This window comes from uncultured Martelella sp. (assembly GCF_963677965.2).
GTDB classification, from domain to species: Bacteria; Pseudomonadota; Alphaproteobacteria; order Rhizobiales; family Rhizobiaceae; genus Martelella; species Martelella mangrovi.
In genome coordinates this window covers 3,597,518-3,607,800 of record NZ_CAXXFM010000001.1, presented here as the reverse complement: position 1 = coordinate 3,607,800, position 10,283 = coordinate 3,597,518, and the positions used below count along the sequence as shown (strand labels likewise).

The window sequence follows — 10,283 nt, the reverse complement described above, 5'->3', positions numbered from 1 at the left end:
ATGACCATCAATCTCCACAGCGCCCAGGAACGCGAAAGCGCGCTCTATCATGCCTGCGTCATGGCGGTGCAGGAGGGATTTCCCTATCTGACGATCGGCGAGATCATCGACCCGCCGCATGAGATGTTCGACGCAGCGCTGGCGCGGCAGATCGCGCTGCACATTCTGATCCGCCGGTTCAACGTGCCGAAGCGGCGCGTGGCGCGGATGCAGGGACGATCCCGCGAGTCCGTGAACCGGGCCGTACGCATCATCGACGACCGCTGCGAAAGGCCGGTGTTTCTGGCCTACTACTCCTCCATGGCGGAGCGGGCCGACGCGGCGCTGCTTTCGATCTTCGAGGAGGCGGCGTGATGGCTGTTTCCAAAACCATTCCCATCGCCAAAATCCATGTGCCGGAGCGGCTTCGCGCGGTTGAGGAAGACCATGCGCTGGCGATCTCGGCCTCCGTTGTGGAACACGGACTTTTGAACCCGGTGACGGTGCGCGCCACGCCTGCCGCCAAGGGCGGGGCCTATACGCTGGTCGCGGGTGCGCACCGGCTGCGGGCTGTGGAATTGCTGGACGAGACCGAGATTGACGCCGTTGTCGTCGACGCGGATCAGCAGGAGGCGGTGCTGCTTGAGATCACCGAGAACCTGTTTCGCAATGAGCTTTCGGTGATTGATCGCGCGGTTTTCGTTCAGACCTATCGTGATGTCTGGGAGAGCAAGTACGGCAAGGTTGAACCGGGTCGCCCCGGAAATTGTGCCAACTTGGCACAATTAATCGAAGACGAGGGCACTCAAGGGTTTTCTGGCCACGTGGCGGACAGAATGGGACTTTCAAAGCGCTCGTACTTCCGCCTCAACCGCATCGCTCAACGCCTTCATTCCGATCTCCGGGCCGCCGTGCGCGGCACGCCGGTGGCCGATAACCAGGCGGCACTTCTGAAGCTTGCCAAGATGGAGCCGCAGGAGCAGCGGCGCGCGGCGATTGCGCTTCGCGCCGAGGGCGGCGATCTGAAGAAGGCGCTCGGCCATGTGAAAGCCGTCCGGCCCACGGAGAAGCCCGAAGCGAAGCGCGATGCCATGCTGAAGGCGCTTCTGGATATCTGGCGTCAGGCCGATGATGCGACGCGCAAGGCGTTTCTGGCGGAAATCGACCGGGAGGATGCGGCATGAAACCCGATCCCGACCAGCTCGATTTCTTCGCCGAGCCGCTGTTCCCCGTGCGCGAGGCCGCGCAATCCATCGACCTTGAGCGCTTCCGGGCGCGGGTGAAGCGGGCGATGGCGCGGGCGATCCGCGAATGCCCTTACGACCGGCCCACGATTGCCGCGCGGATGGCGCTTTATCTCGGGCTTGCCAGCATCTCCAAGGCGACGCTCGATGCCTATACGGCGGAAAGCAAGAACGGCCACGATATCAGCCTCGCGCGGTTCAAGGCGTTTGTGCGGGCGACCGGCGCGATGTGGCTTTGGGACGAGGTCGTTTCCGATGACGGGCTGCTGTTGCTGGAAGGCGACGAGGCGCGGCTTGCCGAGATCGCCCGGCTTGAGCAGGAACGGCGCAAGCTGACCGCCGAGCTGAAGGCACTGACTGCGCGGCCCGTGAACATTCGGCGGGGGCGGTCATGAAGGAGTGGTTTACCTCCTCCGAGCTCGCCGAGGCGAAGCTGCCGGACATGCCGGGCACGCGGCGTGGCATAGAGCAATTCGGCGAACGCCAGGGCTGGCGCGCCAGCGCCCATGTTCGCAAGCGCGCGGGTCGCGGCGGCGGGTTTGAGTATCATATCTCGCTTCTGCCGAACGCGGCCCAGGCGCGGCTGAAGGTCGGGCATCTGGAAGACGAGAACAGACGGGACCGGGAAGCCGCAACAGCTCGCAAGCAGCTTTGGGCAAAATATGAAGCCCTTTCAACGCCCCATAAAAAGGCCTGTGAAAAGCGTTTGAAGGCTCTTTTAAAGGTCCGTGAAATGATCGACGCGGGCGTGACGGCGCGGACTGCTTTCGAAGTCGTCTCGAAGATGGAGGGCGTCAGCCAACGCGTGCTCTATTACTGGCAGTCGCTTGCCGACAAAGCGCCACGCGCCGATTGGCTAGCCGCGCTCGCGCCCTCGTTTTCCTCCGCGACGCGCGCGGCTGAATGCCATGAAGATGCATGGCGGTTTCTGATTTCCGATTATCTGCGCCCCGAGCGCCCGGCGTTTTCGGCCTGCTACCGACGCATGATCAAGGTTGCCGAGCATCACGCTTGGTCGCCGATCCCAGGTGAGCGCGCCCTGCGCCGTCGCCTTGAGGCGGAAGTGCCGCACGCCGAGCAGGTGATTGCCCGCGAGGGCGGCGACAAGGCGAAGGCGCTTTACCCAGCCCAGCGCCGCAGCAAGGTCAGCCTGCACGCCATGCAGGCGGTCAACATGGACGGGCACAAGATCGACGTGTTCGTCCGCGTGCCCTGGTCCGAAAAACCGACGCGCATGTATCTGCTCGGCATTCAGGATGTCTATTCCGGCAAGATCGTCGCTTGGCGTCTCTCCGAGGCGGAGACATGGGAAACGGTGCGGCTAGTCATCGGCGATATGGTCGAGGCATTCGGCATTCCCGACGACATGGTGCTCGACAACGGACGGGCCTTTGCCAGCAAATGGATTTCCGGTCAGAGCCGCACCCGCTTCCGCTTCAAGATACGCGATGAGGACCCGCGCGGGCTGGTGACGACGCTCGGTATCAACCTGCATTTTTCGCAGCCCTATTCCGGTCAGTCTAAGCCGATTGAGCGCGCGTGGCGCGACCTTGCCGAAGCGATCGCCAAGCATCCGTTCTGCTCCGGGGCTTATACAGGGCGCAACCCCGAGGAAAAGCCGGAGAACTATGCCGCGCGGGCGATCCCGCTTGAGGAGTTCAGAATGCATGTGGCGGCACAGGTTGCCGAGCACAATGCCCAGCCGGGACGGCGTTCCGAGACCTGCAATGGCCGCAGCTTCGACGAAACATTCGAGGAGAGCCTAGCCAAGCCGACCAGCATTGTCCGCTGGCCGACGGCGGCACAACGCTCGCTCTGGCTGCTTGCCTCCGAGGCGATCAAGGCCGCCAAGGGCAATGGCATGATCCATTTCCAGAAGAACCGCTACTGGTCGCCGGAGCTCACGCAATATGCCGGCAAAAAGGTCACGGTCCGTTTTGATCCGGACAATCTGCACCAGCCGGTCAAGGTCTACGACCTGAATGACAGCCTGATCTGCGAGGCAGAATGCCTTGATGACACCGGCTTCGGCGATATCGCCAAGGCCCGCGAGCACGGCAAGAACCGCAGCGCTTATCTGAAGGCTCAGAAGGCGGCGCTTGCTGCCAAGCGCAAGCTCACCGCACGCGAGCTCGGCGAGATCATCTATCGCGGCGAAAAGCCTGAAGCCCCCACGCCTGTCGAACCTCAGCGCCCGGTCGTCACGCGCATCGCAACTGTGCCGCAGATGAAGCCGCAGCAACAGGAAGACGCGAGCGACTTCGAAGATAGTTTCTCCCGCGCCATGTCCATGATCCGGGGCGATGGCGGGGTGATCAAGTTCCCGAAAGGGAAGGCGTCGGACGAGTAGTCATGTCCGGCGGACAACCGAAATGTAGTGCGTACGGTTCCAAAAAAAGAGGGCGGGGTCACCCCCGCCCAACAGTTAAGCAAAGGAACCATAAATGAACATTTATGCTGGCACAAGCCAAACCAAGACACTCTGGGAACGCCCCGTTGCGGGACCAGTGCTTTCCGCAAACCGAAACCAGGACGACATCGATCAGTGGTGGTCGCTGATCGACCGGGTGATCGAAGTTGCCAACGACAACGGCTGGACGAAAGCCGAGGTGGCGCGACGCTGCGGCATGGCCGACGGCACATTCTCGCAATGGGTCTCGGGCAAATACAATGGCCGTCTGGACAAGCAGAACCAGACGGTGCGCCAGTGGCTTGATGATGTCGAGGACCAGGCGGCCTTCGCCGCGAAAGTCCCGCAATCTCCGACCTTTCTCAAAACCCGCACGGCGCATGAAGTTCTGGAGACCTTGAGCTGGGCACAGGTCACGTCCGACTTCGTTATCATCACGCTGGCAGCCGGCATGGGCAAGACCATGGCCTGCAGACATTATTGCGCCACCCGCCCGCATGCCTATCTCGCAACCGTCAGCCCGCACACCAAGAATGTGCATGCAATGCTGATCGAGCTTGCCGCCGAACTAAACGTGCAGGAGCACAATCCCGCCAAGCTCACGCGCGCGATCGGCAAGAAGCTGGAGCGCATCGGCGGCGGCACGCTGCTGATCATCGACGAGGCGCAGAACCTCGTCGACGACGCGATCAACCAGCTCCGACACTTCGTCGATATCTATGGCTGCGGTGTGGCGCTCGTCGGCAATGACGAGGTGTATGGCCGGTTTGCCAGCAAGAGCGAGGGCCGGTCCTATGCCCAGCTTCGCCGGCGCATCGGCAAGCGGCTCAACCGCCGCCAGCCGCTTCGGCAGGATCTCGAAGCCTTTATCGATGCCTGGGGCGTCACCGATCCGGTCGCGATCAAAACGCTGATCGGCATGGGGCTGAAGGGCGGCGCGCTCGGCCAGATCGACAAGACGCTGAAGCTTGCGGCCATGCTGGCGATGGCCGACGACGAGCCGATCAACGCACACCACGTCGAGACCGCCTGGAAAAATCGTGACGTTGAGGACATCGCCTCATGAGCTACCTCGACACCACGCTCAGCGACACGATCGCCCACTACGCCCTGCAATTCGGGGATTGCTCCCATACCGGTTGCTCGCTGTCGGCCGAGGAGACCTCCCGCTTCGTCAAGCAGCTCAAGGCGATGCGCAGGCTTGCCCGATCGATGGAAGAGGAAGTCGCAATCCATCGGGTCACGGAGCAGCGCAACGCGCAAAAAGGCATGCTTGATCAGGAAGCCGGCCGCAAGCTCGGCCAGCTCGTCACGGACCCGGAAGGCAAGATTGTCCGGCCGGATTTCACGGGAGGACGGCGATGAACCTGCAGGCATCCGACTATCTCGGCGGCGTGCGCGACGAGATGCGGCTTTTCATCCGCGCCCAGAAGCGCCCGACGGTCAACGAGCTTGAGGGCATCCTCACGCGGCTCAACACCGGCATAGCGCTGACCGAGGAACTGGAGGCGGAACACCGCCTCCTCGCCGAAACGCGGGAGCCCCTGCCCCCGCTGAAACTGACCTTGACCAACGACACCAACGGAGGCGACGCGGCATGAACGCGATGGAAGCATGCATTCTTGAGAATGAGGAGCGGCAGGTCCGCGTCGCCGAGATTGACGGCGAACGCTATGTCGAGGACGTGCGCGGCCGGTTCGTGCCGGAGGCGCTTTACCAGGCACAGGTGCGCGAGATCGGCACCGGCGTAACCCTGGTGAACGGCCGGGATTTCATGACCGATGCCAGCGCCCGATTGGTGCCGCTCGATATGGTGAAGCCGCAGCACAAGCTGGAGGATGAGGTGGTGCGTAAGGTGATCGCCTTTGCCTTCGACCTTTCCGCCCAGATCGGCCGGTTCCTCGAACACACGATGATCGACCTCGACGGCTTCGATGCGCTGCTGGCGCAGGAATACGAGGTCACCAAGGGCGGCAAGAAGGGCAACCGGACCTATCAGTCCTATGACGGGCTCTTAAAGATTCAGGTGCAGGTCGCCGAGCGGATCGATTTCGGCCCGGAGCTGCAGATCGCCAAGGGTTTGATCGACGAATGCCTGAATGAATGGTCAGCCGAAAGCCGCCCGGAAATCCAGGCAATAGTCACCCGCGCCTTCAACACCGACAAGGAAGGCCAGATCAATCGCGCCGAAATCTTCGGCCTGCTCCGCCACAACATCGAGGACGAACGCTGGCAGCGTGCCATGGGCGCGATCCGCGACGCTATGCGGGTGACGGGATCGAAGCAGTATGTCCGGTTCTATCACCGGCGCACGGTCGAGGACCGCTGGCAGGCGATCACGATCGATCTGGCGAGGGCGGGTGCGTGATGTCAGCGAACTGCTTTTTCCGTCACAATTATGACGGTGTCCCCCAACAGAGTTGCAGAGAAATCGGCATTGACGCCATCGATTATATTGCTCTCGCTTTTGCCAGCAGCAGCATCGAGGATAGCCGCAATGACATTCCCGCGGTCATCTTGCTCCATATCTGGTTCAGCTACAGAAACCAGCAGACCGACATTCAGCACGAACGCTTTCATGTCATCCTCGTTTTCGGAGACGGTCCAATAAAGAGATATGTTGGATGGCGGGCTGTCGATAGTGTCGGAGATACCGTGAATTTCCAGGGGACCGTACCCTTGGAAGGTGCAGGACGCGGGTGGCCCGTCCGAGCAGGATGGCGCATATATCGTGGTCATGGTGTCGAGCGCAGCAGCGGCTCTCTCGAAAGCTGTATCGAGGTTTTGAAGCTTAATTGCAGGGTTTATGGGCTGGTCATTGGCCTGTGCCGTACCGGCGATCAACAGTGCTCCAGCTATACCTCTCATCAATCTCATAATTGTTCCCTTTTCGCGAATACAACCTCTCATAAGCCACCGCGCGGGAGCAGACAATGACCGCTCACCGAACCATTCATGCCATCGCGAATAAGCTTGGCCTTGATGAGACAGCCCGCCGCACTGTTTACGAGCGCGTGACAGCCAAACCGAAACTCGCCCTGATGAGCGACATGGAGAAAGACGCTGTTGCCGCCGAATTTCGACGGCTCGGCGGAGACAGTCGACCTGACGGCCGTAAGAAGCTAACAGGCCCGTTCGCCCCAAAACTGCAGGCGTTGTGGATCGGCGCTTGGAACCTTGGCATCGTCGAAAACCGCGACGACAAGGCGTTGCTCGCCTTCGTCAAGCGCCAGACCGGGATCGACCACACGCGTTTTCTCTATTACGCCGATGATGCCGCCAAGGCGATCGAGGCGCTGAAGGCGTGGATGACGCGCGAGGCGGACGTCGACTGGCGCGTTCACGCCAAGATGCCGCTCTGGCGTCAGGCCGAAGGCTACAAGATTGCCCTCGCGCAGTGGGCGCTTCTCGACATGCCACCCGAGACTTTCTGGGATGAAGCCTGGTCGCTTTCCGGGTATCGCTTTAGCGACCGGGATTTGAGCCGCGCTGAGTGGATCGCGGTGATGAACGCACTCGGCCGGCGGGTCCGGGCGAAGAAGGCGAGCGCATCATGACCCGCAAGCAGCCCCGCAACCCCATGCCCCAGACAGGCAGAACCGTGCCTGTTGTCACCGATCACGCCGTGCTCCGTTTCATCGAGCGCGTCCACGGACTCGATACCGAGGCGATCCGCGCGATCATTGCGAACCGGTGCGAGGCAGGCGTTCGTCTCGGCGCGTCGGCCGTGATCGCTGAAAACGCGAAATTCATCCTGCGCGGTGAGACGGTCGTGACCTGCTATCCGCGCCACTGGATCGGGCCCCGGCCGGAAAGGGAGAAGCCATGACGGCCGCTCCCCTTCCGCTGTTTCAGACGTTCGAGGATCGCGGCTCCTTGAGGAGGCTTCAAAAGCGCCGTGAAGCGCTCTTGAAGCGTCTTCATGGCCTGCCGCCGCAAAGCCGCAAGCGCGCAGGGCTTGCCTATGAGCTTTCGATCGTCACCACCGAGCTGATCCGGTTCGAGACCCAGCGCGATCCGGGAGGCCGTCATGTATGATGACGATCGCCGCGACATGGAAGCCGAGCTTCGCGGCGCGCTTGGCGATGACGCATTCATGCATCTGATCGAAAGGGTCGGCGGCATTCGCTTCTATGTGCCGCATGATCCGCAAAAATCAGCCGACAAGGAAGCGCTTGGGACAGATATCCTCTACCGGCTATCGGATCTTTATCCAGGCGAGCATATCAAGGTGCCGCTGGCGCGCCGTTTCCGCGCAGATCGATACCGGCTGCAGGGTCTTTCCCATGCCGACATTGCCCGGCGTCTTGGCATGAGCGAAAGCGGCGTGTACAAGCTTTTGAGAGCTTCGCCGAAGCCGCCAAAGCCCAAGAAGCCGAGCCGCCAGATGGACCTTTTCTAGGGTTGCCTGCCGTGGCGGTCATGACCGCGAATGCAGGCTTGAAATACCTTGCCTCCAAATCGGAGGCAGTCATGCGACCCATCAACGAAATCGTCATTCATTGCACCGCGACGCCGGCCGGACGCGAGGTCAGCGTCGCCGAGATCGATGCCTGGCACAAGGCGCGCGGCTGGTCCGGGATCGGTTATCATCGCGTCATCTATCTCGATGGCAGCCGCATGGCCGGGCGGCCGATTGAACGCATCGGCGCACATGTGAAGGGCCACAACACCGGCACGATCGGTGTGGTTTATGTCGGCGGCATGAACCGCGAATTCACCGCCGCTGCCGACACCCGCACGCCCGCTCAGAAAGATGCGCTTCTTGCGGAAATCATCGATCTGCGCGATCGGCTTAATATCGAAAAAATCAGCGGCCATCACGACTATGATGCGGGCAAGGCCTGCCCCTCATTCGATGCCCGTCCTGAATACGCCCACCTGTTCCCGGCAATGGATGCCACAGCCAGCGTTGAAGACGACATTCTGCGGCGCGGCGATCACGGTCCCGCCGTTGCTGCTTGGGTCGATGACCTTGCGCGCTACCGCAAGAAGATCGGCCACAAATGGCCCATACAACCGACTGACGCCTTCGATCACACGGTCGAGCTGGTCACGATCTGGTTCCAGCAATTGCGCGGCATTGTCGATGACGGCGTGGTCGGCCCTCAGACGCGCGACGAGATGGACCGCGCGCTGAAAGGCATGCCGCCCTTCCAGGCGCTGGCCGCATGAGGCGCGGCATGGAAAAGCCGAGCTACCGCAGCTCCAAGCGCTTTATGGCGATCTCCCATGCGCTCGCCTGGGCGGTGATTTTCATCATTGTCGCCGCCGCATCCTGTGGTTCTGACGGCGCTCTGGCGCTGGCGCCAACCGTCATTCCGCTGATGGCGGGCATGATCCTGGCGCTGCTCGGCATTCATCGCGGCCTTGGCTCCGTCGACATGCGCACCATCGCCCGCTTCGGTGGCAGTCAGCCGGAAAAGGGAAGCTGATGCCCGCTTTCCTGGCGAAATACCTGTCTCAACTTGTCGTCGCCGGCCTGCTGTTTGCTGCCGGCGGACTGCTTGCCTTTGCCGCCATCCACGAGGTCAACGGTATGGTGAAGGACGCACGAAAAACAGCGATCTCCGAGCGAGATGCCCTCTGGAAGGGCAAGATCGCCGAAGCCAATGCGGCGAAAGAAGCGGCAGTCTCTGCCCAGCTCCGCGCGGTCATGCTGGCCGGTGAACAGATCCGCGCGGCCGAGACCGAGGCCCAAACCAAACTGAAGGAAATGGAGAGAGCGAATGCGGCTTTGCCTGGCGGCGCTGCTTGCGGCCTTGGGCCTGAGCGCGTGCGCATCCTCCCCCGATGACCCCGTCGTCATCACCGAATTGGTCAAACCGGTACTGCCGTCAGAAGCGCGCCGCCCCTGCCCGTCGCCCTCGGCGCTGCCTGATAAAGGCGGCTTGAGCGAAGCGCAGGTCGTGTCGCTCTGGGGCGCGGATCGCGTGAACCTGAAAACCTGCGAGACCCGCCGCGCCGCCGCGGTCAACGCTGTGGATGCCGCGCCGGAAAGCATGGAGCCCATCCATGGTGATTGAGGTTGAAACCATGCTGCCGGTGCTGTCGGCACTCGCCCTGCTGATCTCGATCGGCTCTTTCGTGCATTCGGTCATGACCGCGCGGGCAAAAGGCAACAGTGCGAAACTGGAAACGCTGGAAGACCAGGTCGCCGAGCTCGACCGGCGCACACTGCGGGTGGAAAGCGAAATCAAGCAACTGCCGGGCAAGGACGAGCTGAACAAGCTCGAACTTTCTCTGACGAAAATGGAAGGCACGGTGCTTGCGACCAGTCAGGCCGTCGGGCGCGTGTCCATGACTGTCGACCGCATCGACAATTATCTGAGAAAACGAGGTGAAGGCGCATGAGCAGCTTCGAAGAATTTTCCGCCCGTGACGCACGGCTGATCATGCTGAAAGGCCTTGCGCGAGAGGTCGATGGGGCGCTGAACGAGACGCTGTTGACTGCGCTTTTGCGCACCTTCGGCCATAACCGCAGCCGCGATTATGTGCGCACGCAGATCCGCAAGCTGGAAGAGCTCGGCGCGGTGACAACGACCGAGGCCGGCACCGTGCTGATTGCCGCGATTACCCGTGCCGGGATCGATCATGTCGAGCGCCGTTCGGTGATTGAGGGCATCGACCGCCCTTCCCCGGGAGCGTGA

The 10,283-nt window shown here is 61.9% G+C and carries 19 protein-coding genes; 18 read left to right on the top strand and 1 reads right to left on the bottom strand.

Annotation, left to right across the window (positions count from 1 at the left end; genetic code table 11):
- From ACHZCU_RS16845 to ACHZCU_RS16810, 8 genes are all read left to right on the top strand, one after another.
- Entirely contained in the window at positions 1-354 is a 354-nt protein-coding gene (locus ACHZCU_RS16845) for a hypothetical protein (RefSeq protein WP_319519666.1), read from the top strand.
- A complete protein-coding gene (locus ACHZCU_RS16840) occupies positions 354-1,163 on the top strand; it encodes a ParB/RepB/Spo0J family partition protein (protein WP_319519665.1) in 810 nt (269 codons plus the stop codon). The genes ACHZCU_RS16845 and ACHZCU_RS16840 overlap by 1 nt, the downstream gene beginning before the upstream one ends.
- The gene (locus ACHZCU_RS16835; RefSeq protein WP_319519664.1) at positions 1,160-1,618 is read left to right on the top strand and encodes a hypothetical protein; all 459 of its coding nucleotides are present in this window, start codon (positions 1,160-1,162) and stop codon (positions 1,616-1,618) included. Before ACHZCU_RS16840 ends, ACHZCU_RS16835 begins: the two co-directional genes overlap by 4 nt.
- Positions 1,615-3,573: a transposase domain-containing protein gene (locus tag ACHZCU_RS16830; RefSeq protein ID WP_319519663.1), complete on the top strand. Its 1,959-nt coding sequence runs from the start codon at positions 1,615-1,617 to the stop codon at positions 3,571-3,573. The genes ACHZCU_RS16835 and ACHZCU_RS16830 overlap by 4 nt, the downstream gene beginning before the upstream one ends.
- A gap of 94 nt (positions 3,574-3,667) precedes the next feature.
- Positions 3,668-4,699, top strand: a complete 1,032-nt coding sequence (locus tag ACHZCU_RS16825) for an AAA family ATPase (RefSeq protein ID WP_319519662.1) — start codon at positions 3,668-3,670, stop codon at positions 4,697-4,699.
- Complete coding sequence (locus tag ACHZCU_RS16820; RefSeq protein ID WP_319519661.1) at positions 4,696-4,998, top strand: hypothetical protein; 303 nt, start codon at positions 4,696-4,698, stop codon at positions 4,996-4,998. Before ACHZCU_RS16825 ends, ACHZCU_RS16820 begins: the two co-directional genes overlap by 4 nt.
- Positions 4,995-5,234, top strand: a complete 240-nt coding sequence (locus ACHZCU_RS16815) for a hypothetical protein (RefSeq protein WP_319519660.1) — start codon at positions 4,995-4,997, stop codon at positions 5,232-5,234. Before ACHZCU_RS16820 ends, ACHZCU_RS16815 begins: the two co-directional genes overlap by 4 nt.
- 173 nt (positions 5,235-5,407) lie before the next feature.
- On the top strand, positions 5,408-6,001 hold the full coding sequence (locus tag ACHZCU_RS16810; protein WP_319519816.1) for a DUF3164 family protein: 594 nt from the start codon (positions 5,408-5,410) through the stop codon (positions 5,999-6,001).
- Positions 6,002-6,003: 2 nt separating this feature from the next.
- Here ACHZCU_RS16810 and ACHZCU_RS16805 read toward each other — a convergent pair whose 3' ends face one another.
- The gene (locus ACHZCU_RS16805; RefSeq protein WP_319519659.1) at positions 6,004-6,477 is read right to left on the bottom strand and encodes a hypothetical protein; all 474 of its coding nucleotides are present in this window, start codon (positions 6,475-6,477) and stop codon (positions 6,004-6,006) included.
- An 89-nt stretch (positions 6,478-6,566) separates the two neighbouring features.
- Here ACHZCU_RS16805 and ACHZCU_RS16800 point away from each other — a divergent pair, with 89 nt between their 5' ends.
- From ACHZCU_RS16800 to ACHZCU_RS16755, 10 genes are all read left to right on the top strand, one after another.
- Positions 6,567-7,190 carry a regulatory protein GemA gene (locus tag ACHZCU_RS16800; RefSeq protein WP_319519658.1) on the top strand — a complete coding sequence of 208 codons (624 nt, stop codon included), beginning with the start codon at positions 6,567-6,569 and terminating at the stop codon, positions 7,188-7,190.
- A complete protein-coding gene (locus ACHZCU_RS16795; RefSeq protein WP_319519657.1) occupies positions 7,187-7,462 on the top strand; it encodes a hypothetical protein in 276 nt (91 codons plus the stop codon). The genes ACHZCU_RS16800 and ACHZCU_RS16795 overlap by 4 nt, the downstream gene beginning before the upstream one ends.
- Complete coding sequence (locus tag ACHZCU_RS16790; protein ID WP_319519656.1) at positions 7,459-7,671, top strand: hypothetical protein; 213 nt, start codon at positions 7,459-7,461, stop codon at positions 7,669-7,671. Before ACHZCU_RS16795 ends, ACHZCU_RS16790 begins: the two co-directional genes overlap by 4 nt.
- The gene (locus ACHZCU_RS16785; RefSeq protein ID WP_319519655.1) at positions 7,664-8,035 is read left to right on the top strand and encodes a sigma factor-like helix-turn-helix DNA-binding protein; all 372 of its coding nucleotides are present in this window, start codon (positions 7,664-7,666) and stop codon (positions 8,033-8,035) included. The genes ACHZCU_RS16790 and ACHZCU_RS16785 overlap by 8 nt, the downstream gene beginning before the upstream one ends.
- A gap of 71 nt (positions 8,036-8,106) precedes the next feature.
- Positions 8,107-8,808 (top strand): N-acetylmuramoyl-L-alanine amidase, encoded by a 702-nt coding sequence (locus ACHZCU_RS16780; RefSeq protein ID WP_319519654.1) that lies wholly within the window; start codon positions 8,107-8,109, stop codon positions 8,806-8,808.
- Positions 8,809-8,816: 8 nt separating this feature from the next.
- The gene (locus ACHZCU_RS16775; RefSeq protein WP_319519653.1) at positions 8,817-9,068 is read left to right on the top strand and encodes an NAD(P)+ transhydrogenase beta chain; all 252 of its coding nucleotides are present in this window, start codon (positions 8,817-8,819) and stop codon (positions 9,066-9,068) included.
- Positions 9,068-9,430 (top strand): hypothetical protein, encoded by a 363-nt coding sequence (locus ACHZCU_RS16770; protein ID WP_319519652.1) that lies wholly within the window; start codon positions 9,068-9,070, stop codon positions 9,428-9,430. The genes ACHZCU_RS16775 and ACHZCU_RS16770 overlap by 1 nt, the downstream gene beginning before the upstream one ends.
- Positions 9,363-9,659, top strand: coding sequence for a hypothetical protein (locus tag ACHZCU_RS16765; RefSeq protein WP_319519651.1), 297 nt, complete (start codon positions 9,363-9,365; stop codon positions 9,657-9,659). Before ACHZCU_RS16770 ends, ACHZCU_RS16765 begins: the two co-directional genes overlap by 68 nt.
- On the top strand, positions 9,649-9,987 hold the full coding sequence (locus tag ACHZCU_RS16760; protein ID WP_319519650.1) for a DUF2730 family protein: 339 nt from the start codon (positions 9,649-9,651) through the stop codon (positions 9,985-9,987). Before ACHZCU_RS16765 ends, ACHZCU_RS16760 begins: the two co-directional genes overlap by 11 nt.
- Complete coding sequence (locus ACHZCU_RS16755) at positions 9,984-10,283, top strand: hypothetical protein (protein WP_319519649.1); 300 nt, start codon at positions 9,984-9,986, stop codon at positions 10,281-10,283. Before ACHZCU_RS16760 ends, ACHZCU_RS16755 begins: the two co-directional genes overlap by 4 nt.

Excerpts from the sequence above, each read along its gene's own strand:
- ACHZCU_RS16845 (WP_319519666.1), top strand. The coding sequence starts at position 1 with ATGACCATCAATCTCCACAGCGCCCAGGAACGCGAAAGCGCGCTCTAT.
- ACHZCU_RS16840 (WP_319519665.1), top strand. The coding sequence starts at position 354 with ATGGCTGTTTCCAAAACCATTCCCATCGCCAAAATCCATGTGCCGGAG.
- ACHZCU_RS16835 (WP_319519664.1), top strand. The coding sequence starts at position 1,160 with ATGAAACCCGATCCCGACCAGCTCGATTTCTTCGCCGAGCCGCTGTTC.
- ACHZCU_RS16830 (WP_319519663.1), top strand. The coding sequence starts at position 1,615 with ATGAAGGAGTGGTTTACCTCCTCCGAGCTCGCCGAGGCGAAGCTGCCG.
- ACHZCU_RS16825 (WP_319519662.1), top strand. The coding sequence starts at position 3,668 with ATGAACATTTATGCTGGCACAAGCCAAACCAAGACACTCTGGGAACGC.
- ACHZCU_RS16820 (WP_319519661.1), top strand. The coding sequence starts at position 4,696 with ATGAGCTACCTCGACACCACGCTCAGCGACACGATCGCCCACTACGCC.
- ACHZCU_RS16815 (WP_319519660.1), top strand. The coding sequence starts at position 4,995 with ATGAACCTGCAGGCATCCGACTATCTCGGCGGCGTGCGCGACGAGATG.
- ACHZCU_RS16810 (WP_319519816.1), top strand. The coding sequence starts at position 5,408 with ATGACCGATGCCAGCGCCCGATTGGTGCCGCTCGATATGGTGAAGCCG.
- ACHZCU_RS16800 (WP_319519658.1), top strand. The coding sequence starts at position 6,567 with ATGACCGCTCACCGAACCATTCATGCCATCGCGAATAAGCTTGGCCTT.
- ACHZCU_RS16795 (WP_319519657.1), top strand. The coding sequence starts at position 7,187 with ATGACCCGCAAGCAGCCCCGCAACCCCATGCCCCAGACAGGCAGAACC.
- ACHZCU_RS16790 (WP_319519656.1), top strand. The coding sequence starts at position 7,459 with ATGACGGCCGCTCCCCTTCCGCTGTTTCAGACGTTCGAGGATCGCGGC.
- ACHZCU_RS16785 (WP_319519655.1), top strand. The coding sequence starts at position 7,664 with ATGTATGATGACGATCGCCGCGACATGGAAGCCGAGCTTCGCGGCGCG.
- ACHZCU_RS16780 (WP_319519654.1), top strand. The coding sequence starts at position 8,107 with ATGCGACCCATCAACGAAATCGTCATTCATTGCACCGCGACGCCGGCC.
- ACHZCU_RS16775 (WP_319519653.1), top strand. The coding sequence starts at position 8,817 with ATGGAAAAGCCGAGCTACCGCAGCTCCAAGCGCTTTATGGCGATCTCC.
- ACHZCU_RS16770 (WP_319519652.1), top strand. The coding sequence starts at position 9,068 with ATGCCCGCTTTCCTGGCGAAATACCTGTCTCAACTTGTCGTCGCCGGC.
- ACHZCU_RS16765 (WP_319519651.1), top strand. The coding sequence starts at position 9,363 with ATGCGGCTTTGCCTGGCGGCGCTGCTTGCGGCCTTGGGCCTGAGCGCG.
- ACHZCU_RS16760 (WP_319519650.1), top strand. The coding sequence starts at position 9,649 with ATGGTGATTGAGGTTGAAACCATGCTGCCGGTGCTGTCGGCACTCGCC.
- ACHZCU_RS16755 (WP_319519649.1), top strand. The coding sequence starts at position 9,984 with ATGAGCAGCTTCGAAGAATTTTCCGCCCGTGACGCACGGCTGATCATG.